Origin of the sequence: Afipia sp. OHSU_II-C1 (assembly GCF_000497575.1) — a bacterium.
Lineage (GTDB): Bacteria > Pseudomonadota > Alphaproteobacteria > Rhizobiales > Xanthobacteraceae > Afipia.
Window position 1 is genome coordinate 69,759 of sequence record NZ_APJI01000011.1, and the last position, 26,435, is coordinate 96,193.

The window sequence follows — 26,435 nt, forward strand, 5'->3', positions numbered from 1 at the left end:
TAATTTCCGTTCGTTTCGCCGTTACCAGCGATAGTGCGAGAAGGCACGGTTGGCTTCCGCCATCTTGTGCACGTCTTCACGCTTCTTGACTGCGTTGCCACGATTGTTCGACGCATCGAGCAGCTCAGCGGAGAGCCGCTCAGTCATCGTCTTTTCGTTGCGGCCACGGGCAGCCGTGATGAGCCAGCGGATGCCGAGCGCCTGACGGCGGGTCGAACGCACTTCGACCGGCACCTGGTAGGTCGCACCACCGACGCGGCGCGAACGCACTTCGATGGTCGGCATGACGTTTTCCAGCGCCTGCTCGAACACGGTGAGCGGGCCCTGCTTGGTCTTCTGCTCGATCAGGTCGAAAGCACCGTAAACGATGTTTTCGGCGGCAGACTTCTTGCCGTCGTACATGATCGAATTCATGAACTTGGTGACAATGATGTTCCCGAACTTCGGATCCGGGTTCACTTCACGCTTTTCAGCCGAATGGCGACGCGACATCGAAAATGCTCCCGCTTACTTCGGACGCTTCGCGCCGTACTTCGAACGGCGCTGCTTGCGGTTCTTGACGCCCTGCGTATCGAGGACGCCGCGGAGAATGTGGTAGCGCACGCCGGGAAGGTCCTTCACGCGGCCGCCGCGGATCATGACCACCGAGTGCTCCTGAAGGTTGTGGCCTTCACCCGGAATGTAGCCGATGACCTCGAAGCCGTTGGTCAGGCGCACCTTTGCGACCTTACGAAGCGCGGAGTTCGGCTTCTTCGGAGTCGTCGTATAGACGCGCGTGCAAACGCCACGCTTCTGCGGCGACTGCTGCAGCGCTGGCACCTTCTTGCGCGACTTCTGCGCTTCGCGTGGATTCGCGATCAGCTGGTTGATCGTCGGCATCGTTCGCCTTCACCCTTGTTCGCGCGAAGCCTTATCGGCCTCGCAAATTCATTCGGAGCAACTGCCCCACCCGCTTCACGCCGGCACCACACCGGGGTTCATCGATCCGCACCGCGCACTCAGCATGCGCAAAACGAAACGGCGCCATCCATTCGGGTCCGAATGGAAAGCGCTTGAACGCCACAGAGGACCACAATCGAAACTGTGGTCATGCATCCGAGACTGACCTTTTAAGGCGTGCGCGAAAGCGCGGTGGCCCGAGAGATCAAGTATGTCCTGGCATTGCCTGGCTAGTGCCGACAGCGTTTGAGCGACATTCGTCGAGGTTGGTGCCGTTTCATCCCGGATAAAGCGCGGGGCTGAAAAGGTGATCCGTTCCGACGCAGGGAAGCTCACCGCCTGTCGTGAAGTGGGCGGGTTTTATAAGCCATGCACACTCAAGTCAAGACCAAACGACATGCGAAAAGAGCAAGCGCCAGAGCCACTTCTTGCGCACCGTGCGACGCCCCGAGGCCGCCGACTGTGACGCTTTGCGCGAATCCCCCGCCGCATGAAATCCGGCCGATTCTGCGCCGTGGGACCCTCCCTCCGCGGCTGCGCCGGAGACCTGCGCAGATCGCAAACGCCCGGCGCGGCCCGGCAGAATGGGCAACGACCCACCCTTGCCGATGTCTAATATAGTTTTATTTCAATAGCTTACAAGGAATTACGGACATCGTGGTTCATGGAGTCGGAGCCAGCCGCCGCTTCGCCGGAATCAGGGACGTTGCCCGCAACCAGTCCCGCAGATCCCGCAGGCGCTCATAGCCGTACTGCCGGGCGGCCTCTAGGGCGAACACCAGCGAGCGAGTCGAGCCGACATCGACCACCATATCGACCATGGTTTTTCGGCCGGTCCAGAGCTGGGCCATGAAGCTGCCCTCCGCCGAGCACGAATCGATGGCCTGCACGTCCGTCGTGGTGAAGAGCTGCTCGGTCAGCTTGTCGATCAGCACCGCGCCCGGCGAATACTTCGCAAACTCCGCGTCGAACGCGATTTTCCAGGTGTAGGCCGTTGGCCCGCAATACATGACCACTTGGGCGGCAATGACCCGGCCGTCGAGCCGCAGCAGCGCCACCGAAGCATTTCCCTCCGCCGCGAGGTCCCCGATCAGCCGCCGGGTAAACGCCGTGTCCCGCTCGCTGCAAAGAATCGCGGTGCCTTCGGCGCCCTTCCAGCTTCGCTTTTCCAGGCCGAGGAACTGCTCGTAGGCCGCTTTCGCCGCGTCCACGTTGCGCTCATTGGCCACTTCAAGCGTGCCGAGAGCCGAGAGCCTGTTCCAGTCCTGCCGCAGCTTCTTGCGGGTCGAGCCCGAATTCTTCACGCCCTTCTCACGCGTCACCGACGGCCGCAAGGTGCGGGTCAAGGTCAGATGCGCGTGATGTTCCTCCGCTATCGTTTTCTGGATCGCCGCATAGGCCTGCGAGTCGGCATCCATCTCCTTCAGGCTGACCACATTGGGCAGCGCGGGATGGTTGCGGATTGCGGCAAAGAACGCCGGGATCACCTCGCCCGCAAAGGCAGGATCGACCACCGGCGTCGACAGGAACGCATAGTTGTAAGGACGGGCTTCGAGCATCGCCGGCCAGAACATCATGACGCTGCGCTGCTGCAGGGCCCACAGACCCACGAGCCGCGCGGACTCGACGCCCTCCTCCCAGGCCAGCAGCACATAGACGGCAGCGAACATGGTGTCGAAGGCCGCCTTCAACGCGACGGGATTCATGAATGCGTTGCCGGGCGCACGCCGGATAAGATCATCCCACTGCGCGCTGATATTCTGGCCCGGCTTTGCGACGGTAATTGAAATCATGAAGGCCAAACCTGCGTCGAAGCGCGTCCAGGCCGCATTCTCGCGGTGCCAAATTGCGGGTGCACGACTGCAATCCAAGAACTAAAGCCACCCCCCGGTTCCATTAATGCTGCGGCGGCCCGCCGCAGGCAAGCCGCAACCATTTTAATCGTTAATACTCGCGTTTTCGCAGCATTAACCTCACCGGATGTTCACCACGTTTCGTTCAAGCTTTAGTCGAGTTTGCAGCCGTAGTGCTAAGTAGCTCGAACAAGAGGCGAAACATGCGGCACACGGACATCGCCATCGTTGGCGGCGGACTCGCGGGATCGACCGCAGCCGCGATGCTCGGCCGCGCCAGGATCTCCACGATCCTGATCGATCCTCACAAGATTTATCCACCCGACTTCCGCTGCGAAAAGCTCGGCGGCTATCAGCTCGACCTGCTGCGCAAGACTGGCATCGCGGATGCAGTGCTTGCCGCTACAACGCTCGATCATAGCGCATGGACCGCCCGGCTGGGACGCCTGCTCGACAAGAAGCCGAGCGATCAGCACGGCATCATCTACGACGACCTGGTGAACACCGTCCGCCGCCAGATTCCCGGCAGCGTGGATTTCATCGAGGCCAAGGTCACCGCCGTTGCAACCAGCGCCGATCGGCAGACGCTGACGCTGTCGAACGGCGAAGAGATTTCCGCGCGGCTGATCGTGCTGGCAAACGGCCTGAACATCGGCCTGCGTCACACCCTCGGCATCGAGCGCGAGGTCATCAGCCCGTGCCACTCCATCACCGTAGGCTTCAACGTCGTACCCGTCGGCCGCGACGCGTTTGAATTTCCCGCACTGACCTATTTCACCGAGAGTTCGGCGGCGCAGATGTCCTATCTGACGCTGTTCCCGATCGGCTCCGCCATGCGGGCCAACCTCATGGTCTATCGCGGCATGGACGATCCCTGGCTGCGGCGCATGCGCCAGACACCGGAACAGGCCATCCACGAACTGATGCCGAACCTTCGCGCCCTCTCCGGCGAGTTCAAGGTCGACGGCATCATCAAGATTCGTCCCGCCGATCTCTACATCACCAAGGGACACCGGCAGGCCGGCATCGTCCTCGTCGGCGACGCTTTCTGTACGTCCTGTCCTGCTGCCGGCACCGGCACCGGCAAAGTATTCATGGACGTGCAGCGGCTGTGCAACGCCTACATTCCGGCGTGGCTTGCCAGCGAGGGCATGGGCGCGGCGAAGATTTCACAATTCTACAACGATCCGGAAAAGTGCGCGAACGACGCCTCGTCACAGCGCCAGGCGTACGACCTGCGTTCGATTTCCATCGATACCGGACTGCCGTGGCATGTCCGCCGCTGGGTCCGCTTCCTGCATCGCGCAGGCCTCGGCGCATTGCGTCATGCGCGCGAAACGCTGTCTGTCCGTCGGACGGCGCAGCCGTAACACTTATCTCACATTTCAATTGAGATTGAATGAGCCTGCCTATCGTTCAACCCACCTCTCCCGTGGGGAGAGGTCGACTTCGCGACAGCGAAGTCGGGTGAGGGCGTAGAATCTCTCGATAGACTGAGGGCCCCTCACTCCACCCCTCTCCCCAACGGGGTGAGTGAGCAGATCGCGGGCGCCGCGATGTTTCAATCAGCCGCAAAACGCGCGATCACTCGTCATCATCATCATCATCATCATCGTCGTCGTCATCCTCGGCCGGATGATGCGACTGATGAAGCTGGTCGTCCCAGAGCTTCCGGTACATGCCGTCAGCCTTGAGCAGCTCGGCGTGCGGGCCGCGTTCGATGGCCTTGCCGTTGCTGATGACAATGATTTCGTCCATGTCGACCACCGACGTCAGCCGATGGGTCGAGAAGATCATGGTGCGGCCCTTGGCGACCTTGAGCAGCGTGCGGTTGATCGCCGCTTCCGTGGTCTGGTCCAGTGCCGAGGTCGCCTCATCCAGCAGCAGCACCGACGGATTGCGGACAATGGCGCGCGCAATCGCGATGCGCTGGCGCTGGCCGCCGGACAGCGTATCGCCACGCTCGCCGACCACCGTGTCGTACTTCTGCGGCAGCGTCATGATGTATTGGTGAATCTCGGCCTTCTTCGCCGCATCCACGACCTCGGCATCCGTCGCGCCGTCCTTGCCGAGACGGATGTTCTCGCGGAGCGACATGTTGAACAGCATGTTCTCTTGGAACACCACCGCCATGCTCCTCCGCAGCGAGTCGCGCGTCACCCTGCGGACATCGACGCCGTCGATGGTGACCTTGCCCTCGTTCGGCTCGTAAAGGCGCAGGATCAGATTGAGCAGCGTGCTCTTGCCCGAGCCGCTCGGTCCGACGATGGCGATGTTCTTTCCTGCCCCGAGCTTTAGCGAGAGACCGTCCAGAACCGCGTTGTCGCTGCCTTCGTATTTGAAGACCACCCGATCGAAGGCGATGTTGTCGGTAATGCGCGGCAGATCCGGCGCGCCGGGCCGGTCGGCGCCGCGCGTCGGCTCGTCAAGCAATTCTTCCATGTGGCGCACAGCAGCGGCGGCCTGGATCGCGACGGGAATGAAGTGCATCAGATGCGCGATGTTGTAGGAAATTTCCCAGAACGCGCTTTCGAAGGTGACGAACGTGCCGATGGAAATCTTGCCGATGGTGGCGAGATAGGCGCCGATCGCCAGCACGATCAGATGCAGCAGCAGCACCGACACGGTGACGGTGCGTTCCACCATGGTCGAAAGAAAGGTCGCATCCGCCATCGAGCGGCGTGCCGCGTTGTTGCGGAAGGAGAACCAGCCGAACGCCTTGCGCTGCAGGCCGAACGCCTTCACCACCATCTGCGCGGCGACATTCTCCTGCACCACGCCGAGGATCGCCGACTCGTTGACCTTCTGCTCGTAGTTCGCCTGAACGGCCTTGGGTGTCAGGATGCGCGGGCCGATCAGCGTGATCGGAAAGATCAGCAGCGCGACCGCCGCAAGCTGCCAGTTCAGCCAGATCATCAGGCCGATGCCGGCGATCAGCTCGAGGAACGGCAGCATCGCGCTGTTGGCGAAATGCTTGACCGATGATTCATAGCCCGCCATGTCGACGGAAAAACGCGACAGGATCTCGCCGCGCTTGGTGCGCCCGAAGAATGCCGCCGGCAGGTTCTGGACGTGCTCGAACAGCCGGGAGCGGACGTCGGAGATAACCGCCGCCGCCAGCCGCGCATCCCAGCGCTCATACCAGACCGCGACAATGGATGTAATGATGCCCGCGGCAGCCAGCACACCCAGAATGGTGTAGAGCGCCTGGAAATCCTCCTCGCCGAGCGCGTCGTCGATCAGGAATTTCAGGCTGAGCGGCATGATGACGTTGAACAACGTCTCGATAAACAGGCCGATCGCGACGAAGCTGAGCCAGGTCTTGTAATTGCGAAGGTGCGGCCAGGTGAATCGCCACAGGGTCGCGAACGCGCCCGCGGCCTCGCTCGCGGTATAGGCGACGAGATCCTCATCGTCGTCGTCATCATCGTCGTCGATATCGTCCGGCTCGGGAGGCGCAGGAATATCGGCTTGTGCCGCAGCAAGGCGCACAGCTTCATCGTCGAGCGGCTTGCCCGACGCTGGCTCCTCGGTATCCGGGGTGGGCGGCCTCGTTGCCATCTAAAACCGTCGCTGCGCGGCCAAACGGCCGCAATCACTCGCCGCAACGGCCGGACGACCGGTGCGCCTTAAGCGATTAGTCGTCGTCGGCAATCTTGTCAAAGAACGAATAACGCAGGCTGTCGGCGTCGGCGTACCAGTCGCCCGGCCCCTTGTTCGCCGCGAGCGTCGCGTCCCAAACCGCGTCGGTGGTATCGCGGCGATGCATGGACAGGTCGAAACCGTTGCCGAAGAATAGTTCGGACCATTCCCACCAGGTGCCCAGTTTTTTGACACCGCGCAGCAGGTCGTAGCGGTCGATCAGGGCCGGCGCCATGTCGCTGGTGATCGATCCGAACACGAAACCAGTCTTCACCACGCGATTGAGTTCGCGGACGGCACGGGTCACCTGCTTCGGCGAGACGTGGCAGAGGCTGGTCTCGAAAACGAAATCGAACTCTTCGGCCTTGAACGGCAGTTTGGTGAGCGAGCCGAGCTTGTTGTACTTGCGCAGCGCCTTCGGCGTCTTGCCGTGGATGTACCGGTTGTTCTCGACACCCCAGGCATCGATGCCGCGTTCGCGCAGCGCACCGACCAGCTCACCGCTCGCCGAACCGGCGACCAGCAGCTTGTAGCCCTTGGCCCGGTTCCAGACGATCTTGATGAGGTTCATCAGATAGTCCGGATCGGTGAACTTGTTCCACACCTCCCCGTAAGGGCCGGTGTTGCGATAGTTGTCGAAATAGGCGCGATCGATCTTGTCGGACGGCACGTTGCCGCTCTCGCCGCGCTCATAACGCAGCTTGATCATCTGCGTGAGGATGATGTCGGTCGCCGCATCCGACGAGTCCAGCAGGCCATTCAGCGTGGAGTCGAACAGATAATCACCCACCACAACAAAGCCGGGATGATCTGTCGGCTCAGGGTGATGGTTGGTCATCACGTCGCGCGCAGGCAATCCGCCCGGAATGCAGTTCACCGACGACAGCCAGCGGTGGGTCTTGCCTTCGAGGAAATGCGCGCGGGCATTGCCAAACGACTTCGGCAACGACTTGATCGCCGCGTCGATCAGTTCCTTGTCGCTGAGATTGGCGAACGCCAGCGCGTCCGAGCCCGGAATCAGCCAGTTCAGCACGCCGTGTCGGCCGACATCATGCCGTGCGCCTTCGACATAAACGCAGCAGCCGCCGAACGCCTCGGACATCCACCACGCGCCCGGAACCTTGTCACCCCAGAACGGCTCATCGAACAGGATCGAGACGCGCAGGTAGTGCGCAGGACGATCGAAGTAAGCGATGTGCTTGATCATCGAATGGCGCAGCAGTTCGCCATCCCAGTTCATGGTGGTCAGCCACGAATGCGGCAGGCACATCACGACGAGGTCGTGCTCCTTGGTGATCGGCCCCTTGCCGTTCATCATGTTGATGGCGTAGCGGCCGGAATCCGCCTTGCCGACTTTGAGAACTCGATGGTTCAACTGAATGTCGGCCTCGATTTCACTTCGCAGGCTGTGGATGAGTTGCTCGTTGCCGTTCTGGATCGAGTAGAGGCCAATGTAGCCGTCCACATCCATCACGAAGTTCTTCAGCGCATTGAGCCCGTTGGTGTTGTGCGGCTCGGTGGCGATGTCCGACCGCGCCATCACTTTCAGGAAGCGCTTGGCGACCGGATCGGCGACTTCACGGTCCAGCAGTTCCTCGGCGCTGATGTAGGCCCATGGATGTTCGTTGTCGTGGGCGCCGACGCCCTCATAGTACTCCGTCGGTGACACCATTTTGGTGCAGAGCTTGCGGAAATCCTCGATCGCCTTGGCGGTCTGCGGTCCGTACTTGCGCCGCATGCCGGGCACATCGTCCAGCAGTTCTCCGTCAAGCTGCACCTGCTCGGCGTCCATCGGGATGGTCTGCAAGCCGAAATGCTGGATCAGCTCCCGCAGCGGATCAGGACCCGTCATCGAGTAGTCATAGATCTCGGCCACGCCCGCTTCGTACATCGCCGGCGCGGTATCGAATTTCTTGGTCAGGATTTTCCCACCGACGCGATCGGACGCCTCGTAGATCGTGACGCGGCAAAGCGCCCCAAGTTTCTTCTTGAGGTACCAGGCGCTCATCAGGCCACCCGGGCCACCGCCTACAATCGCAAGATCGAGCATGTCGTCCTTCGCCCCTCGCCGGGTGCCCGTTCGGGTTTTAAGCCGGTCTAACTCAGCTTAAACAAATGCGTTTTTCATCTGAAGGGAAGATGAACAAAGCGCGATCCGACACGAAAAAGGCCTGCGGTGCCTAAAAGAACAGCGTTTTTTGCTGTTCCGGCTTGGCCTTGCCGGGAGCGAGGGCAATCAGAGCGCCGGCATCGCAACACCGGCAGCACCCGCCCGGGAGGGCGGCTCAGGTGGCGGGGGACCGCATGCCGGAAAAGAAATAGGCCGGCTGGCGCCGGCCCATGGAGGTGTTCCTCAGTATTCCGAGCCACGAACACCAAAATAATCACCGCGAGGCGATCATGTCCTATGGCTTCAAACTAATCGCCCGTTTCTAATCGCCCTGCCCAATCGTGTGCGCGTGTGAGTTGGTCACAGAATAGCCACACAGTAATACGGCCGCCGGGCGATACATCCCCCAAATGGGTCAAAGCCGTAAGAGGTATTGCTCAGGACGAACATCAGGTCCCGAAGCACCCGCCTGCGCTATTTGATGACGAGCCGCGCCATCATGGCGGCAAGCTCGCTCTGGCGCGACACGCCCACCTTGGAAAAAACTCGCTTCAGGACCGATCGCGCGGTTTCTTCGGCAATTCCAAGCCGCTCCGCAGCGTCTTTTGGCGATAATCCGGAACCCACCAGTGCGGCAATGCGAGCCTCGCCCAGCGTTACACCGAGAACATCGCGGATCAGCGATGGATCGGGAATGCCGTCGGCGGTCGGATTCATCAAGAGCACAATCGCCCGCGCACGGGTGAGAAAACCGTTGCCGACATTCTTCGCCGGGATCGGCAGCACATACAGCGCCAGCGGCCGGCTGGCGTGCTGCCGATGGACCAGGATCGGTTTGGTTTCCTGCGACAGGATAATCCGGTTCCCGTCGAGGGCATTCCGGATCGCGGTCACGGCCTCCCCGCTCGCGGCTGGATTTGCCAGCACTAGGCGGTCGTTCACGATATTCAATCCGTCGCCGAGCAGCGCCTGAGAGGCCGCATTCGATGACACCACGCGGCCCATCGCGTCCAGCGCAAACACGCCGATTCCGATCCGGGCCATCGCAGTACCCATGCCGGCATTGACGGCCTGGGAGTCCATCAGATGAATGCTCAATCGCAGCGATGTTTCCACGTGCGGGGCAAGCCGCTCCAGTATGTGCAACTCGTCTTCCGAGTATTCAGGGCGGCCGATCGCGCGCTGCACACTCAACGCGACCTCAATATGAGGGTCCGGAGAGACGGTCGCGGCGGCGAAATATTTCAAGCCATACCGCCGCAGAAAGTCGCTGTAGAACGGATCGGTCTCCATTTCCTCAGGCGTCAGAAGATCGCGATCCGTAATGATATCCCGCTTGAAGAAATAGCCGCGCTCCCGCGCCCGGATTGCCCGGATATCGCGATCGCTCCAATTCTGGGCGTATTCGGCGCTCACTTCCCTCAGTGAAGGAGATTCGATGACGCCGAAACTACCGTCATCGCGGCCATAAATAAGGATTGCCCCGAAATCGTCGAAGCATTCCGTGACGATCTCGAGGGTCGAGGGCCAGCGAGAGGGATCGGACGCTGCGGCATAGATGGCTTCAATCGCCGCAATCAGGCGGTCATGCTGCTGCAAAACAGGCCTCGCAATGGCATCAGATCAAGAACTATAAAAATAGCATGGTGTTCCGGCCGCCTGCGTGAGGAGGATCACATAAGCGTAAACACGTGGGGCCGCTGAAAAGTCCGCCACCCTAACAAAAAGGCCGCCCTGAGGGCGGCCTTTTTTAGTCATGGCTGACGCGACCCCGCGCGAGAAGATTATTCCGCGGGCGGCAGGGCCAGCGGTTCCGCTTCCGGAGCCGCAGGTGTAATCGCCGCCTGCTTCTCGCGCTCGTCGAGGATCAGCTTGTCGCGCTTGGTCGCGACTTCGCGGATCTTCGCCATCGAAGCACCGGTACCGGCCGGAATCAGGCGGCCGACAATGACGTTCTCCTTGAGGCCTTCCAGCGGGTCCACCTTGCCGTTGACGGCAGCTTCGGTGAGCACGCGAGTGGTCTCCTGGAACGACGCTGCCGAGAAGAACGACCGCGTCTGGAGGCTCGCCTTGGTGATGCCGAGCAGCACCGGAGTTCCGGTCGCGGGCTTCTTGCCCTCGTCCTTCGCCTTGGCGTTGAGCTGGTCGAACTCGATCTTGTCGACCTGCTCGCCCGAGATCATGTCGGTCTCGCCCTGATCGGTGATCTCGACCTTCTGCAGCATCTGACGGACAATCACTTCGATGTGCTTGTCGTTGATGAGCACGCCCTGGAGCCGGTAAACTTCCTGGATTTCGTTGACCAGATAGGCGGCGAGTTCCTCGATGCCCTTGATCGCCAGGATGTCGTGCGGCGCCGGATTGCCTTCGACGATGAAATCGCCCTTTTCGACGATGTCGCCGTCCTGCAGATGGATGTGCTTGCCCTTCGGAATGAGGTACTCGCGAGTCTCCTCGTTCTTGTCGACAGGCTCGATCGAAATGCGGCGCTTGTTCTTGTAGTCGCGGCCGAAGCGGATCGTGCCGGCGATTTCCGCGATGATCGCGGCATCCTTCGGCTTGCGGGCTTCGAACAGTTCCGCGACGCGCGGCAGACCGCCGGTGATGTCGCGGGTCTTCGCGCTCTCCGTCGAGATACGCGCGAGGATGTCACCCGCCTTCACCTTGGCGTTCACGTCCACCGACAGAATGGCGTCCACCGACAGCATGTAGCGGGCGTCACCGCCGCGCGGCAGCTTCAGCACCTTGCCGTCCTTGCCCTTCACGACGATGGCAGGACGCAGGTCCGCGCCACGGCCGGTCGTACGCCAGTCGATAACCACGCGCTTGGCGATGCCCGTCGATTCGTCGAGCGTTTCCGAGATCGACTGGCCTTCGACCAGATCCTCGAAACCGATCGTGCCTTCGACTTCGGTGAGAATGGGACGGGTATACGGATCCCACTCCGCGATGCGCTGGCCGCGCTTGATCATATCGCCTTCCTCGACGCGCATGCGCGCGCCGTACTGAATGCGATGCGTCGCACGCTCGGTGCCGTCGGCATCGACAACCGCGACGACCATATTGCGGACCATTGCAACATTGAAGCCTTCGCTGTTGGTTGCGATCGCCTTGTTCTTGATGACGACCTTACCCTCGAAGTTCGACTCGATGAACGACTGCTCGTTGATCTGCGCCGCACCGCCGATGTGGAACGTGCGCATGGTGAGCTGCGTGCCCGGCTCGCCGATCGACTGCGCGGCGATGACGCCGACAGCTTCGCCGTGATTGACGGGCGTACCGCGGGCGAGATCGCGCCCGTAGCACTTGCCGCAGATGCCGTTGACCAGTTCGCAGGTCAGCGCCGAGCGGATCTTCACTTCCTGGATGCCGGCCTGCTGGATGGCGTCGACGTGAGTCTCCTCCATCAGCGTGCCGCGCTTGACGACGACCTTGTTGGTCGCCGGATCGCGCAGGTCCTCGCCCGCGGTGCGGCCGAGAATACGCGACGCCAGCGAAGCAACGACCGTGCCTGCGTCGATGATGGCGCGCATCTTGATGCCGAGCTTGGTGCCGCAATCGTCCTGCGTGATGATGCAGTCCTGCGCCACGTCCACCAGACGGCGGGTAAGATAGCCCGAGTTCGCGGTCTTCAACGCCGTATCCGCGAGGCCCTTACGGGCGCCGTGGGTGGAGTTGAAGTACTCCATAACCGTCAGGCCTTCCTTGAAGTTCGACACGATCGGCGTTTCGATGATCGAGCCGTCCGGCTTGGCCATCAGGCCGCGCATGCCGGCGAGCTGACGCATCTGGGCCGGCGAACCACGCGCGCCCGAGTGAGCCATCATGTAGATCGAGTTGATCTGGGAATCTTCGCCCTTCGCGTTCTTCTTGACGGACGAAATTTCCTTCATCATCTGCTCGGCGATCTTCTCCGAGGCTTTCGCCCAGGCATCGACCACCTTGTTGTACTTCTCGCCCTGAGTGATCAGGCCGTCGTTGTACTGCTGCTCGAAGTCCTTCGCCATCGTGCGGGTGTCATCGACGATCTTCCACTTGCCGTTCGGCACGACCATGTCGTCCTTGCCGAACGAAATGCCCGCCTTGAAGGCGTTGTAGAAGCCGAGCGCCATGATGCGGTCGCAGAAGATCACAGTCTCCTTCTGACCGCAGTGACGGTACACCTGATCGATCACGCCCGAGATTTCGCGCTTCGTCATCAGCTTGTTGATGGTGTCGAACGGCACCTTGCCGTGCTTCGGCAGAACCTGGCCGAGCATGACGCGGCCGGCGGTGGTGTCGTAGATCTTCGAGATCGTCTTGCCTTCCTCGTCGACGCCGGTCCACCGGTACTTGATCTTGGTGTGCAGGTGGATGACCTTCGAGAACAGCGCGTGCTCGATCTCCGCCATGTCGCGGTAGACCTTGCCCTCGCCCTGCAGACCCTCACGCATGATCGAGAGGTAATACAGGCCGAGCACGATGTCCTGCGACGGCACGATGATCGGCTGACCGTTCGCCGGATGCAGGATGTTGTTGGTCGACATCATCAGCACGCGCGCTTCCAGCTGCGCTTCGAGCGACAGCGGAACGTGCACGGCCATCTGGTCGCCGTCGAAGTCGGCGTTGAACGCGGCGCAGACCAGCGGGTGAAGCTGGATCGCCTTGCCCTCGATCAGCACAGGCTCGAACGCCTGAATGCCGAGACGATGCAGCGTCGGCGCGCGGTTCAACAGCACCGGATGCTCGCGAATGACCTCGTCGAGGATGTCCCAGACCTCGGGACGCTCTTTTTCAACGAGCTTCTTCGCCTGCTTGACGGTGGTGGACAGGCCCTTGGCGTCGAGCCGCGAGTAGATGAACGGCTTGAACAGTTCGAGCGCCATCTTCTTCGGCAGGCCGCACTGATGCAGGCGCAGCTCCGGACCGACCACGATGACCGAACGGCCGGAGTAGTCGACGCGCTTGCCGAGCAGGTTCTGACGGAAGCGGCCCTGCTTGCCCTTGAGCATGTCGGCGAGCGACTTCAGCGGGCGCTTGTTGGCGCCGGTGATGACGCGGCCGCGGCGGCCGTTGTCGAACAGTGCGTCGACGGCCTCCTGCAACATGCGCTTTTCGTTGCGGATGATGATGTCCGGCGCGCGCAGCTCCATCAGCCGCTTCAGGCGGTTGTTGCGGTTGATGACGCGGCGGTACAGGTCGTTCAGATCGGAGGTCGCGAAGCGGCCGCCGTCGAGCGGCACCAGCGGACGCAGATCCGGCGGAATCACCGGCACCACGGTCATGATCATCCACTCCGGCTTGTTGCCGGACACGCGGAAGGCTTCGACGATCTTCAGGCGCTTGGCGAGCTTCTTGTGCTTGATGTCGGACTCGGTCTCGCCCATCTCGGCACGAAGCTGGCCTTCGAGCTTCTCAAGCTCGAGACCCTTCAGCAGTTCGCGGATCGCTTCCGCGCCGATCATGGCGGTGAAGCTGTCCTGGCCGTATTCGTCCTGCGCGCGGAGATACTCTTCTTCCGACAGCAGCTGACGGTCCTTGAGCGCGGTCAGACCCGGCTCGAGAACAACGTAGTATTCGAAATAGAGAATCCGCTCGAGATCCTTCAGCGTCATGTCGAGCAGAAGGCCGATGCGCGACGGCAGCGACTTCAGAAACCAGATGTGCGCAACCGGCGCGGCCAGCTCGATGTGGCCCATGCGCTCGCGCCGGACGCGCGACAGAGTCACTTCGACCGAGCACTTCTCGCAGATGATGCCCTTGTACTTCATGCGCTTGTACTTGCCGCAAAGACATTCGTAGTCCTTGATCGGCCCGAAGATGCGCGCGCAGAACAGGCCGTCACGCTCCGGCTTGAACGTGCGGTAGTTGATGGTTTCCGGCTTCTTGATCTCGCCGTAGGACCACGACAGAATCTTCTCAGGCGATGCGATCGAAATCCGGATCTGGTCGAAGACCTGGGCCGGAGTCGTCGGATTGAAGAGATTCATAATTTCTTGGTTCATCGTCTTCTCCTCGCGTGCCGATCGTCACCGGCAGCAAATTCGAAACTTGTCAGTTGTCTCGCGCCCTGCCCGACGTTCAGACAAGGCGCGGATGCCCGGCCGCTCGGGCCGGGCATGAAATCTTGATTACTCGGCCGCTTCGGACGTCGGCGTCGGACCCAGCTTGGAATTGTGCAGGTCGACGTTGAGGCCGAGCGAGCGCATTTCCTTGACCAGCACGTTGAACGACTCCGGGATACCCGCTTCGAACGTGTCGTCGCCGCGCACGATGGCCTCGTACACCTTGGTACGGCCGGCCACGTCGTCCGACTTCACGGTCAGCATTTCCTGGAGCGTGTACGCCGCGCCGTAAGCCTCGAGCGCCCACACTTCCATTTCGCCGAAACGCTGTCCGCCGAACTGCGCCTTGCCGCCCAGCGGCTGCTGGGTCACGAGCGAGTAAGGACCGATCGAACGCGCGTGGATCTTGTCGTCCACGAGATGGTGCAGCTTGAGCATATAGATGTAGCCCACCGTCACGTTGCGATCGAACTGGTCGCCGGTGCGTCCATCGTAGACAACCGACTGGCCGGACTTGTTCATGCCGGCGAGGTCGAGCATATCCTCGATGTCCTTCTCCTTGGCGCCGTCGAACACCGGCGTTGCGATCGGCACGCCGGGCTTGAGGTTGCGCGCCAGCTCGAGCAGCTCCTGGTCGTTCAGCGTCTTGATGGTCTCGTCGTCGCCGTAGACCTTCTTCAAGGTCTCCTTGAGCGGCTTGAGGTCCTGCTTCGACCAGTAGGCTTCCGCAGCCTGCCCGATCCGCTTGCCGAGGCCCGCACAGGCCCAGCCGAGGTGCGTTTCGAGAATCTGGCCGACGTTCATGCGCGACGGCACGCCGAGCGGATTGAGCACGATGTCCGCATGCGTTCCGTCTTCGAGGAACGGCATGTCTTCGATCGGCACGATCTTCGACACCACGCCCTTGTTGCCGTGACGTCCGGCCATCTTGTCGCCAGGCTGGATCTTGCGCTTCACTGCGACGAAGACCTTGACCATCTTCATCACGCCGGGCGGCAACTCGTCACCGCGCTGCAGCTTCTCGACCTTGTCGAGGAAGCGCTGTTCAAGGCCCTTCTTCGATTCGTCGTACTGCTTCCGCATGGCTTCGATTTCAGCCATCAGCTTGTCGTTCGGCGATGCGAACTGCCACCACTGCGACTTCGGATACTCCTCGAGCACCGCACGGGTGATCTTGGTGTCCTTCTTGAAGCCCTTCGGGCCAGCAATGCCCTGGCGGTTTTCGAGCAGGTCAGCAAGACGGCCGTAAACGTTACGGTCGAGAATCGCCTGTTCGTCGTCGCGGTCCTTGGCAAGACGCTCGATCTCTTCCCGCTCGATCGCCAGCGCACGCTCGTCCTTGTCGACGCCGTGGCGGTTGAACACACGGACTTCCACGATCGTGCCCTGCACGCCCGGAGGCACGCGCAGCGAGGTGTCGCGAACGTCGGAGGCCTTTTCACCGAAGATGGCGCGCAGAAGCTTTTCTTCCGGCGTCATCGGGCTTTCGCCCTTCGGGGTGATCTTGCCGCAGAGGATGTCGCCGGCGCGGACTTCCGCGCCGATGTACACGATGCCGGCTTCGTCGAGGTTCTTCAGCGCTTCTTCCGAAACGTTCGGAATGTCGCGGGTGATTTCCTCAGGTCCGAGCTTGGTGTCACGGGCCATGACTTCGAATTCCTCGATGTGGATCGAGGTGAAGACGTCGTCCTTCACGATCCGCTCGGAGAGCAGGATCGAGTCTTCGAAGTTGTAGCCGTTCCACGGCATGAACGCGACGAGCACGTTTCGGCCGAGCGCGAGTTCGCCGAGATCGGTCGACGGACCGTCAGCAATGATATCGCCCTTCTTGACCTGATCGCCCACCTTCACCAGCGGACGCTGGTTGATGCAGGTCGACTGGTTCGAGCGCTGGTACTTCATCAGGCGGTAGATATCGACGCCCGACTTGGTCGGATCGAGATCTTCCGTCGCGCGGATAACGATACGGGTCGCGTCGATCTGGTCGATCACGCCGGTGCGGCGGGCAGCGATCGCAGCGCCCGAGTCACGGGCCACGACGCCTTCCATGCCGGTGCCGACGAACGGCGCTTCGGCGCGCACCAGAGGCACGGCCTGACGCTGCATGTTCGAGCCCATCAGCGCGCGGTTGGCGTCGTCGTTCTCAAGGAACGGGATCAGCGCCGCAGCGACCGAAACGAGCTGCTTCGGCGACACGTCCATGTAGTCGACGCGGTCCGGCGGCAGCTGCAGAACTTCGCCCGCATGACGGCAGATCACCAGGTCATCGGTGAAGCGGCCCTTGTTGTCGAGCGGCACGTTCGCCTGAGCGACGCGGTAGCGGCCCTCTTCCATCGCGGAGAGATAAACCACATCGTCGGTCACGCGGCCGTCCTTGACCTTGCGGTAAGGCGTTTCCACGAAGCCGTACTTATTCACGCGCGCGAAGGTCGCGAGCGAGTTGATCAGACCGATGTTCGGGCCTTCCGGCGTCTCAATCGGACAGATACGGCCGTAGTGCGTCGGATGCACGTCGCGGACTTCGAAGCCCGCGCGTTCGCGCGTCAGACCGCCCGGTCCAAGCGCCGAGAGACGGCGCTTGTGGGTGATTTCCGACAGCGGGTTGGTCTGGTCCATGAACTGCGAGAGCTGCGACGAGCCGAAGAACTCGCGCACAGCGGCAGCGGCAGGCTTCGCGTTGATCAGATCCTGCGGCATGACGGTGTCGATATCGACCGACGACATGCGCTCCTTGATCGCGCGCTCCATACGCAGCAGACCGATGCGGTACTGGTTCTCCATCAACTCGCCGACCGAGCGCACACGGCGGTTGCCGAGGTGGTCGATGTCGTCGATTTCGCCCTTGCCGTCGCGCAGGTCGACCAGCGTCTTGATGACGGCCAGGATGTCTTCCTTGCGCAGCGTACGCATGGTGTCCGGCGCATCGAGTTCGAGACGCATGTTCATCTTCACGCGGCCGACGGCCGACAGGTCGTAGCGCTCCGCGTCGAAGAACAGCGACTGGAACATGGCCTGTGCGGAATCGAGCGTCGGCGGCTCACCCGGACGCATCACGCGGTAGATGTCGAACAGCGCGTCTTCACGCGTCATGTTCTTGTCGGCGGAGAGCGTGTTGCGGATGTAGGGGCCGATGTTGACGTGGTCGATGTCGAGCAGCGGCAGCTCCTTGTAGCCCTGCTCGTTCAGCGCCTTCAGCAGCTTTTCGGTGATTTCCTCGCCGGCTTCGGCGTGGATTTCGCCGGTCTTCGGGTTCACCAGATCCTCGGCGAGGTACATGCCGACGAGTTCATCGTCGGACAGGCGCAGCGCCTTGAGGCCCTTTTCCTGGAGCTGGCGCGCCGTACGGACGGTCAGCTTCTTGCCGGCTTCGAGCACGACCTTGCCGCTATCGGCATCGATCAGGTCGTTGATCGTCGAGTAGCCGCGGAAGCGGTCGGCGACGAACGGCACGCGCCAGCCTTCCTTGATCCGCTTGTATTGAATCTTCTTGTAGAAGGTCGACAGGATTTCTTCGCCGTCGAGACCGAGGGCGAACATCAGCGACGTCACCGGAATCTTGCGGCGGCGGTCGATACGCGCGAACACGATGTCCTTGGCATCGAACTCGATGTCGAGCCACGAACCGCGGTACGGAATCACGCGCGCGGCAAACAGCAGCTTGCCCGACGAATGGGTCTTGCCCTTGTCGTGATCGAAGAACACGCCCGGCGAACGGTGCATCTGCGAGACGATAACGCGCTCGGTGCCGTTGACCACGAAGGTGCCGTTCATCGTCATGAGCGGAATGTCGCCCATGTAGACGTCCTGCTCCTTGATGTCCTTGACGGACTTGGCGCCGGTTTCTTCGTCGATATCGAACACGATGAGGCGCAGCGTCACCTTGAGCGGCGCAGCGAACGTCATGCCGCGCTGGCGGCACTCGTCGACGTCATACTTCGGCTGCTCGAATTCATAACGAACGAACTCAAGCTGCGAGGTTCCCGAGAAGTCGTTGATCGGGAACACCGAGCGGAAAACCGCCTGCAAGCCTTCATCAAGCCGTCCGCCCTGAGGCTCGTCCACCATCAGGAACTGGTCGTAAGACGCCTTCTGAACCTCGATGAGGTTCGGCATCTCGGCAACTTCCTTGATGTGTCCGAAAAACTTGCGAACTCGCTTGCGACCGGTGAACGTCTGCTGCGCCATCGTGGCCTCTCATTTTTGCCGCCCTTGACTGGCGGCCGCTTCCGGAGTGCGATGGGCACCGCATCCGGGTTGAATTTCAAATCGCCCGGACAACCGTCCCGGCCTCGCGGCATCCGAGCTTCAGGCGGCGGGCTTTCCCGTTCCGAATCTCAAGACGCAAAATGACGCGCGGAGCGTTAGTGGCGCTCTGCCCGTCAAAACAATCCCTACGGCCTGTTAAAGCCCGAAATATCTCGTCTCCCAACGTCCCGCCTTGAAATCGATCCGGGTTTCAAAGGGCGATCCGTCCTTTCGTGCCTCCGCCTATGTAGGCGGTCATCGCGGCGATTCGAGGGGGTCAATCATCGAACCGTCACACATTAAAGTGTCCGGCCGGTCCCGAAGGACCGGCCGGGAAACATAACGACTTACTTGAGTTCGACCTTGGCGCCAGCCTTCTCGAGCTGAGCCTTGATCTTCTCGGCTTCGTCCTTGGCAACGCCGTCCTTGACGGGCTTCGGTGCGCCTTCGACGAGGTCCTTGGCTTCCTTGAGGCCCAGGCCGGTGATGGCGCGGACTTCCTTGATGACTTCGATCTTCTTGTCGCCAGCCGAAGCGAGAACAACCGAGAACTCGGTCTTCTCTTCAGCGGCAGCAGCACCACCACCGCCAGCGGCAGGAGCAGCAACCGCAACAGCGGCAGCAGCCGAAACGCCCCACTTCTCTTCAAGAAGCTTCGCGAGTTCAGCAGCCTCGAGAACCGTGAGGCTCGAGAGGTCGTCCACGATCTTTTGCAAATCAGCCATTTTAACTTTCCTTCAGCGTATCAGTTCGAACCAGTTGAGATGGAGAATGGCGTCACGCCGCTTCACCCTTTGAGGCATAGGCCTGAACCACGCGGGCCAGCTTCGCAGCAGGCGCGGTGGAGAGCTGAGCGATCTTGGTCGCCGGCGCCACAAGGAGGCCGAGGATCTTCGCGCGCAGTTCATCAAGCGACGGCAGCGAGGCAAGCGCCTTCACAGCGTCGGGATTCAGGACGGTGGTTCCCATCGCGCCGCCAAGGATGACGAACTTCTCGTTCGCCTTGGCGAATTCGATGGCAACTTTCGGTGCTGCTACCGGATCGTTTGAAGTCGCGATCACGGTCGGCCCCTTCAACAGGGAGCCGATGGAAACAACATCCGTGCCTTCCAGAGCAATTTTGGCGAGACGGTTCTTCGAGACCTTCACCGAGGCGCCAGCCTGCTTCATCTGCGTCCGCAGAGTCTGCATCTGGGCAACGGTCAGGCCGGAATAATGAGCAACGACCGCAACGCCCGTGGTCTTGAAGACCTCGTTCAGCGTTTCGACCGCCTCTTTTTTTGCCGCTCGTTCCACAGCAAGCTCTTTCCGGTTGGCGGTCCGCTTGAGACAGAACCGCCGGGTTGCACCGATCGTCCTGCCCGCTGGCCTCGAGACATTCATCTCTCAACACGTCGGGCACGACGACATTTTCGGAAGCCTGCCCTCTCGCTCTGGTCTGCCTTGCGGCTCGCCGAAACGAGGTGTCGAGGTTCGAACCAAATCCGCAGCCACCGCCGAATCGGGGTGGATCACGAAATCCGGTTTTCACCCGTCTGTGCAGGAGATTAAGCGAAGCCGTTTCCACGCGGGATCAGGCAAGGCACCTGCAGTCTTGGACAGGATGGAAGCTTTCATCCGGCTTTCGCCGGAACCAGCCCCCTGCCCGTTTTCTTCTGTCAAAACAAAGGCTTTCCGTTCCTTGTGAGCAATCCATGCGGAATGATCGACGAGGAATGGACTCCTATTGGTTTGATTTTCGGAAAACGAACACGGACGCGCCAGCGATAGCCAGCACGCCCGGAAAGGAATGTTTAACGGGTCAGGTCCGCCTTGCCAAGGGGATTCTGAGTTCCATAAGCATTTTTCGGGCCAGAAGCCGCGCGGTCAGGCCGCGCGGCTAAGCTGTCCGAAGCATAGCGAACCGGGCTCCGAAGCTCAACCTCTTGTGTTCGCTACAATTTTCGGACACGCGGCTCCAGCCGCAGCCCACGCCTTGATGAGATCGCCGAACTCTTTCTGGCTTCCCGGCGCCGGGGTCCGGTTGGCGCCCGGTGCCCAGGCCCAGCCAACCAGGCTGTCTTCGGCCATATGCTTCACAAGCGCCGCCATGTCCTTGCCGTCGTTGCGCTTCGGGTCCTTGATCTGCTCGCAGATCTGGCCGAGCGATTTGCCCTGCCATGCCATCTCCGCCGGGGCGAGATGCCACTGCGGGTGACCCGGCACACCGGCGGGATCGAAGTTGGTCTCGTGGTGACAAGTGTTACAGGCGAGACCGCCGGCCGCCCCCATGCCGCCCTCACCGCGCACCACCAGCGGCTGATGCGGGGTCATCTTGTTGGTCTGCGTCGGACGCTCCGTCGCAGGGTGACAGTTCATGCAGCGCGGCGACATCAACACCTTGCCGGCTTCCTCGAACAGCGCGACCGCGCGCTCATTCGGATTCTTGATGTCAGCAAAAGCGGACACCGGCTTCAGCTTCACCGGATTGACCGGTGGTTCCATCGCCGCATCCGCCTCACCGCGAAATGCCGGGCCGGCGAAAGCCAGCAACGTCGCGGCGAAGGCGCCCGCTCCGAGCGCCATTACTCCTTGCCTGAGCAACCTCATGCCGATGCTCCCGGTACGATTGGCAGTTGCCGCGGACGCACCTGACCGAGCTTTGCCATAGCATTCGCGACCGCAGGACCGATCGGCGGCACACCGGGTTCACCGACCCCGCTCGGCTTTTCGCTCGACTTGACGATGGTGACCTCGATCGCCGGCATCTCGTTGATGCGGAGCGAGCGATAGGCATCGAAGTTGCCCGGAACAACGCGGCCCTCTTCCATCTGCACCTCGGCATAAAGAATGTGACCAAGGCCGAATCCGATGCCGCCCTCCATCTGCGCGCGGATGATGTCCGGATTGACGGCGACGCCGCAATCCACCGCACACCAGACCTTGTGGACCTTCGGACCTTCCGCCTCCATCGACAGTTCGACGATCTGCGCGACAAAGGTATTGAAGCTCTCGACCACCGCGACGCCGCGTGCGCGACCGGGCTCAAGCTTCGCATTCTTCCAGTCAGCCAGTTCCGCGACCGCACGAAGCACGCCGGCATGGCGCGGCTTCTTGCTCATCAGCTCGAGCCGTCCCTCGACGGGGTCCTTTCCTGCGGCCTCGAGCAACTCGTCGACGAAGGCTTCGACCGCATAGCCTGTGTGGGTGTGTCCGACCGAACGCCACCACAGCACCGGCACGCCGACATCGACCTGATGCATGTCGCATTTGAAGTTGGCAACCTCGTACGGGATTTCGTTCGAGCCTTCATAGGCCGTCGAGTCGAGGCCATCCTTGAAGGTCATCGCCTCGAACGGCGATCCCTTCATAATGGACTGGCCGACGATGGTGTCGCTCCATGCCTCGATCTTTCCATCGCGCACCACGCCGCGCATGCGATGCACGCTGAACGGACGATAATATCCGCCGCGCATATCGTCTTCGCGGGTCCAGACCAGCTTAATCGGCTTGCCGGGGCCGATGGCTTTCGCCACCTCCGCGAGTTCAGCCGCGACATGCACCGTCTGCTGCGCCCGCCGTCCGAAACTGCCGCCCGCGAGAATGGTCTTGAGCGAGACTTTCTCCATCGGCACGCCAAGAATCTTCGCGATGGTCGCGTGATCCGGCGTCGGGAACTGGCTGCCATAGCGCGACGTAACCGTATCGCCCTGCCAGTGGATGAACGCATTCAGCGGCTCCATCGGCGCGTGGGCCAGATATGGAAATACGAACTCGGCTTCGATCAGGCGCCCGCCCGGCTTGGCGGCTTCGGCTTCGAAATCGCCCTCCGTCTTCACAGTCTTGCCCGGCGTCTTCGACAGATCGCGAAACTCGGTCAGCAGTTGCTGCGTGCTGCGCTTCTCGGCCTTGCTGTCGTCCCATGTGATCTTCAGCAGATCGCGCGCCGTCTTCGCCGGCCAGAAGCCCTTGGCATAGACCGCGACACCGGTCGGCACCTGCTTCACGTCGACGACGCCGGACACGGCTTTCGCCGCCGTCGCGTCGAATGACGCAACCGTGGCGCCGAAGCGAGGCGCGCGTGCGATCACCACCGTCAGCATGTCCGGCTCGTTGATGTCGAGCGTGAACACTGCCGTGCCGTTCGACTTCTCGGCGCTGTCGAGGCGTTTGGTCGCGCCTTCCTTGCCGATGAACTTGAACTGCGACGGATCCTTCAGTTTCGGATCGGCCGGCACCGGCATCTGGTTCGCCTTCTCGGCAAACGCGCCGAACCGGCCTTGCTTGCCCGACGGATGCTTGATGACGCCCTTCTCGACCGTGATCTCGGCGGCGGGCACGTTCCACTCCTTGGCGGCCGCAGCCACCAGCATTTCGCGCGCAGCCGCGCCGACCTTGCGCATCTGCTCGTAGGAGTTGGCGATGGCGCTTGAGCCACCGGTGCCTTGCACGCCGAACAGCAGATTCTTGTAGAGCACCGGATTGGACGGCGCGTGATCGGCGCGCATCTGCGACCAGTCTGCGTCGAGCTCTTCGGCCACCAGTGTCGCCATGCCGGTGAAAGGTCCCTGCCCGAACTCGATGTGCTTGCAGAGCACCGTGACCGTGTCGTCGGGCTTGATGATCAGGAACGTATTCGGCGTGATGTTGACCTGTGCTGCGGCTGGCGCTTGCGCAAAAGCCTTGCCGCTCCTGGCGATATAAACGCCGATCGCAAGTCCCGCTCCCGCCTTCAGAAGCGAGCGGCGCGAGAGAGCGGATGCGCGGGTGACTGTGTTCTTGATGTGAACGTTCATGGCTCAGCCCTCCAGCGACTTGGCGGCGTCGTGGATCGCGGCGCGAATCCGGACATAGGTGGCGCAGCGGCAAATGTTGCCGTTCATTGCGAGGTCGATGTCCTCGTCCGTCGGCTTCGGATTGAGCGAGAGCAGCGACGTTGCGCTCATGACCTGGCCGGACTGGCAGTAACCGCATTGCGGCACATCGAGCGCGGCCCAGGCTTTCTGCACGGCCTGTGCTTCGCGGCTCTTGATGCCTTCGATGGTGGTGATTTCGCTGGCGCCGACCGCCGAGACCGGCATTGAACACGAGCGTACCGGCTGGCCATCGAGATGCACCGTGCATGCGCCGCATTGCGCGACACCGCAGCCGTACTTGGTGCCCATCAGGCCCGCGCCGTCGCGGATTGCCCAGAGAAGAGGTGTTTGCGGGTCGACATCCACACGATGTTCGCCGCCGTTGATCTTGAGTACGAATGCCGCCATCGCGGGTCTCCTTCGGAAATTCGAAGGCGAACACTACATTCGACTCGTTCTAATCAGCAATCAAACAAATGTGCGCTGCGGCGATACAAATTTTTTCAATGCGCGAGGAACGAAGCATCGCAATTTGCGTTGCGGCTTCTTACATATGTCAGCATCCACGACATTGATGATGACAGTTTTATTTTCCGGCTTCACGTCACCGGATAACGCAGTTGCTTGCCTGAAAAGAAGGCATCGAGATTAGCGATCGCGCAATCTTGCATGGCGATATGCGCTTCGACCGTGTGACCGCCGATGTGCGGGGTCAACACAACATTCGGCAGCGTCGTGAGTGTATCCGGCGCATGCGGCTCCTTTTCATAAACATCAAGCCCGGCGCCCGCGATGACGTTGCTTTCAAGCGCTGCCACAAGCGCCTTCTGATCGATCACCGACCCGCGTGAAATGTTCACGACGGTGCCGTTTGGCCCCAGCTTCTTCAAAATATCCGCGTTGACGGCGTGCTGGGTATCTTTGCCGGCGCGCACCGCCACCATGAGAATGTCGGACCATTCGGCCAGCGATGCCAGGCTCGCATGATACGCATAAGGCACGTCGTGCCTGCTGCGGCTGTAGTAAGCGACTTCGGTTTCGAATGCCGCGCAGCGTGCGGCGATCTTCCCGCCGATCTCGCCCATGCCATAAACACCGATCTTGCGGCCGGTCATGCCGAGCGGCGGGCGCATCGACGGCGATGGCTGCTTTCCAGACCACCCTCCGCTGCGCACATAGGCATCCGCAGGAAGCAACCGCCGTGTCGCGGCCAGCATCAAGGTCATCGCAAGATCTGCGACGGAGGCTGCGTTCGCCGCAGGCGAATGACCGACAACGATGTTGCGCTTTTTCGTCTCGGCAAAATCCACTCCGTCATAACCCGTGCCGTAGCAGATGATCGCCCCTAACGACGGCAGCGTATCCAGCACCGCCGGCGGGATCGCCTGCCCGCCCGCCGTGATCAGGGCGCGGATCGGCTTCAACTGCTCCGCCGTGAACGTCTCGATCGGCGGCCTGCCCTTGCCGTCCAGCAGATCGTAACGCTCGCCGATGCGCACCATCAGCGCCTTGGGAAATTGTGAGTAGATCAGGACTTGATGGGACATCGCTGCACTTCCACTGGACCACAAAGAAAAAAGGCGGAGCCGGTGTTATCCCGCTCCGCCTTCACATCATTCAAACCGTCGCCGATCAGGAGTTGAGGCTGCCCGGCTCGACTTTCACGCCCGGACCCATCGTCGACGAGACCGCAACGCGCTGAACGTAGGTGCCCTTCGAGCCGGCAGGCTTCGCCTTCACGACTGCGTCCGCGAGCGCCTTGATGTTCTCGATGAGCTTCTCAGCCGGGAACGACGCCTTGCCGATGCCAGCCTGCACGATGCCGGCCTTCTCGACGCGGAACTCGACCGAACCGCCCTTGGCGCCCTTGACGGCGTTGGCGATGTCCATGGTCACGGTGCCGATCTTCGGGTTCGGCATCATGCCGCGCGGGCCGAGCACCTTACCAAGACGGCCGACCAGCGGCATCATATCCGGGGTTGCGATACAACGATCGAAATCGATCGCGCCGCCCTGGACCTTTTCAACGAGGTCTTCAGCGCCGACAACGTCCGCGCCCGCAGCCTTGGCTTCCTCAGCCTTGGCGCCGCGCGCGAACACGCCGACGCGCAGCGTCCGGCCGGTGCCGTTCGGCAGGGTGACAACGCCACGGACCATCTGGTCGGCGTGACGCGGATCGACACCGAGGTTGATCGCGATCTCGATGGTTTCGTCGAACTTCGCCGAAGCGCGGTCCTTGACCATCTTCACCGCATCGGTGAGCGGATAGAGGTGCTCACGATCGATACCCTCACGGGCCTTCGCAAGTTTCTTGCCAACAGCCATGATCGTTACCCCGCCACCTGGAGACCCATCGAACGGGCAGAGCCCTCGACCATCTTCATGGCCGCTTCGACGGTATCGCAATTGAGATCCTTCATCTTCTTTTCGGCGATCTCGCGCACCTGCGCTTTGGTCACCTTGCCTGCGACGTCACGGCCCGGCGCCTTCGAGCCGGACTGGATCTTCGCCGCCTGCTTCAAGAAGTAGGACATCGGCGGGGTCTTCATTTCAAACGTGAACGACCGGTCCGCATAAATGGTGATGACCACCGGGATCGGGGTGTTCTTTTCTTCCTTCTGCGTCTGCGCGTTGAACGCCTTGCAGAATTCCATGATGTTGAGGCCGCGCTGACCAAGCGCGGGACCGATCGGTGGCGACGGGTTCGCCGCACCGGCCGGGACCTGAAGCTTCAGGTATCCGGTCACTTTCTTCGCCATACTTTACT

Annotated in this window: 17 protein-coding genes; 1 reads left to right on the top strand and 16 read right to left on the bottom strand. The window is 61.5% G+C overall.

Translation table 11 applies throughout. From position 1 onward, the window contains the following. Window positions 1-21 precede the first annotated feature (21 nt). From rpsG to I554_RS0112205, 3 genes are all read right to left on the bottom strand, one after another. A complete protein-coding gene (gene rpsG, locus I554_RS0112195) occupies window positions 22-492 on the bottom strand; it encodes a 30S ribosomal protein S7 (protein WP_002712305.1) in 471 nt (156 codons plus the stop codon). A 15-nt stretch (window positions 493-507) separates the two neighbouring features. Then, window positions 508-879: a 30S ribosomal protein S12 gene (rpsL, locus tag I554_RS0112200; protein WP_002712306.1), complete on the bottom strand. Its 372-nt coding sequence runs from the start codon at window positions 877-879 to the stop codon at window positions 508-510. A 722-nt stretch (window positions 880-1,601) separates the two neighbouring features. Further along, window positions 1,602-2,732, bottom strand: a complete 1,131-nt coding sequence (locus I554_RS0112205; RefSeq protein ID WP_024574999.1) for a GNAT family N-acetyltransferase — start codon at window positions 2,730-2,732, stop codon at window positions 1,602-1,604. A gap of 263 nt (window positions 2,733-2,995) precedes the next feature. Between I554_RS0112205 and I554_RS0112210 the strand changes: the two genes are divergently transcribed. Then, the gene (locus tag I554_RS0112210) at window positions 2,996-4,162 is read left to right on the top strand and encodes an NAD(P)/FAD-dependent oxidoreductase (RefSeq protein WP_024574998.1); all 1,167 of its coding nucleotides are present in this window, start codon (window positions 2,996-2,998) and stop codon (window positions 4,160-4,162) included. A gap of 214 nt (window positions 4,163-4,376) precedes the next feature. On the opposite strand, the gene I554_RS0112215 is transcribed toward I554_RS0112210, so the two are convergent. The 13 genes from I554_RS0112215 to rplK all read right to left on the bottom strand — a co-directional run bounded on the left by I554_RS0112215 (window position 4,377) and on the right by rplK (window position 26,427). Then, entirely contained in the window at window positions 4,377-6,353 is a 1,977-nt protein-coding gene (locus tag I554_RS0112215) for an ABC transporter ATP-binding protein (RefSeq protein WP_024574997.1), read from the bottom strand. 76 nt (window positions 6,354-6,429) lie between these two features. Next, the gene (locus I554_RS0112220) at window positions 6,430-8,484 is read right to left on the bottom strand and encodes an FAD-dependent oxidoreductase (RefSeq protein ID WP_024574996.1); all 2,055 of its coding nucleotides are present in this window, start codon (window positions 8,482-8,484) and stop codon (window positions 6,430-6,432) included. Window positions 8,485-9,018: 534 nt separating this feature from the next. After that, entirely contained in the window at window positions 9,019-10,143 is a 1,125-nt protein-coding gene (locus I554_RS0112225) for a helix-turn-helix transcriptional regulator (RefSeq protein WP_024574995.1), read from the bottom strand. 185 nt (window positions 10,144-10,328) lie between these two features. Beyond that, entirely contained in the window at window positions 10,329-14,528 is a 4,200-nt protein-coding gene (rpoC, locus tag I554_RS0112230; protein WP_024574994.1) for a DNA-directed RNA polymerase subunit beta', read from the bottom strand. 126 nt (window positions 14,529-14,654) lie between these two features. Continuing rightward, window positions 14,655-18,773, bottom strand: a complete 4,119-nt coding sequence (rpoB, locus tag I554_RS0112235) for a DNA-directed RNA polymerase subunit beta (protein ID WP_024574993.1) — start codon at window positions 18,771-18,773, stop codon at window positions 14,655-14,657. A 407-nt stretch (window positions 18,774-19,180) separates the two neighbouring features. Then, entirely contained in the window at window positions 19,181-19,558 is a 378-nt protein-coding gene (gene rplL, locus I554_RS0112240) for a 50S ribosomal protein L7/L12 (protein WP_006021080.1), read from the bottom strand. Between the two features lie 52 nt (window positions 19,559-19,610). Then, entirely contained in the window at window positions 19,611-20,129 is a 519-nt protein-coding gene (rplJ, locus tag I554_RS0112245) for a 50S ribosomal protein L10 (protein WP_006021081.1), read from the bottom strand. Between the two features lie 621 nt (window positions 20,130-20,750). Beyond that, the gene (locus I554_RS0112250) at window positions 20,751-21,422 is read right to left on the bottom strand and encodes a hypothetical protein (RefSeq protein WP_024574992.1); all 672 of its coding nucleotides are present in this window, start codon (window positions 21,420-21,422) and stop codon (window positions 20,751-20,753) included. Further along, window positions 21,419-23,608 carry a xanthine dehydrogenase family protein molybdopterin-binding subunit gene (locus I554_RS0112255; protein WP_024574991.1) on the bottom strand — a complete coding sequence of 730 codons (2,190 nt, stop codon included), beginning with the start codon at window positions 23,606-23,608 and terminating at the stop codon, window positions 21,419-21,421. Before I554_RS0112255 ends, I554_RS0112250 begins: the two co-directional genes overlap by 4 nt. 3 nt (window positions 23,609-23,611) lie before the next feature. Further along, on the bottom strand, window positions 23,612-24,076 hold the full coding sequence (locus I554_RS0112260; protein WP_024574990.1) for a (2Fe-2S)-binding protein: 465 nt from the start codon (window positions 24,074-24,076) through the stop codon (window positions 23,612-23,614). Window positions 24,077-24,267: 191 nt separating this feature from the next. Beyond that, window positions 24,268-25,215 carry a 2-hydroxyacid dehydrogenase gene (locus I554_RS0112265; RefSeq protein WP_024574989.1) on the bottom strand — a complete coding sequence of 316 codons (948 nt, stop codon included), beginning with the start codon at window positions 25,213-25,215 and terminating at the stop codon, window positions 24,268-24,270. An 85-nt stretch (window positions 25,216-25,300) separates the two neighbouring features. Further along, window positions 25,301-25,993 (bottom strand): 50S ribosomal protein L1, encoded by a 693-nt coding sequence (gene rplA, locus I554_RS0112270; protein ID WP_029659383.1) that lies wholly within the window; start codon window positions 25,991-25,993, stop codon window positions 25,301-25,303. 5 nt (window positions 25,994-25,998) lie between these two features. After that, on the bottom strand, window positions 25,999-26,427 hold the full coding sequence (gene rplK, locus I554_RS0112275; protein WP_002712322.1) for a 50S ribosomal protein L11: 429 nt from the start codon (window positions 26,425-26,427) through the stop codon (window positions 25,999-26,001). Window positions 26,428-26,435: the final 8 nt, after the last annotated feature.

Bases quoted from the DNA above. Each gene is read 5' to 3' on its own strand.
- I554_RS0112260 (WP_024574990.1), bottom strand. From the start codon at position 24,076: ATGGCGGCATTCGTACTCAAGATCAACGGCGGCGAACATCGTGTGGAT.
- I554_RS0112210 (WP_024574998.1), top strand. From the start codon at position 2,996: ATGCGGCACACGGACATCGCCATCGTTGGCGGCGGACTCGCGGGATCG.
- I554_RS0112255 (WP_024574991.1), bottom strand. From the start codon at position 23,608: ATGAACGTTCACATCAAGAACACAGTCACCCGCGCATCCGCTCTCTCG.
- I554_RS0112265 (WP_024574989.1), bottom strand. From the start codon at position 25,215: ATGTCCCATCAAGTCCTGATCTACTCACAATTTCCCAAGGCGCTGATG.
- rplK (WP_002712322.1), bottom strand. From the start codon at position 26,427: ATGGCGAAGAAAGTGACCGGATACCTGAAGCTTCAGGTCCCGGCCGGT.
- rpoB (WP_024574993.1), bottom strand. From the start codon at position 18,773: ATGGCGCAGCAGACGTTCACCGGTCGCAAGCGAGTTCGCAAGTTTTTC.
- rplA (WP_029659383.1), bottom strand. From the start codon at position 25,993: ATGGCTGTTGGCAAGAAACTTGCGAAGGCCCGTGAGGGTATCGATCGT.
- I554_RS0112215 (WP_024574997.1), bottom strand. From the start codon at position 6,353: ATGGCAACGAGGCCGCCCACCCCGGATACCGAGGAGCCAGCGTCGGGC.
- rpoC (WP_024574994.1), bottom strand. From the start codon at position 14,528: ATGAACCAAGAAATTATGAATCTCTTCAATCCGACGACTCCGGCCCAG.
- rpsG (WP_002712305.1), bottom strand. From the start codon at position 492: ATGTCGCGTCGCCATTCGGCTGAAAAGCGTGAAGTGAACCCGGATCCG.
- I554_RS0112220 (WP_024574996.1), bottom strand. From the start codon at position 8,484: ATGCTCGATCTTGCGATTGTAGGCGGTGGCCCGGGTGGCCTGATGAGC.
- rplL (WP_006021080.1), bottom strand. From the start codon at position 19,558: ATGGCTGATTTGCAAAAGATCGTGGACGACCTCTCGAGCCTCACGGTT.
- I554_RS0112250 (WP_024574992.1), bottom strand. From the start codon at position 21,422: ATGAGGTTGCTCAGGCAAGGAGTAATGGCGCTCGGAGCGGGCGCCTTC.
- I554_RS0112205 (WP_024574999.1), bottom strand. From the start codon at position 2,732: ATGATTTCAATTACCGTCGCAAAGCCGGGCCAGAATATCAGCGCGCAG.
- rpsL (WP_002712306.1), bottom strand. From the start codon at position 879: ATGCCGACGATCAACCAGCTGATCGCGAATCCACGCGAAGCGCAGAAG.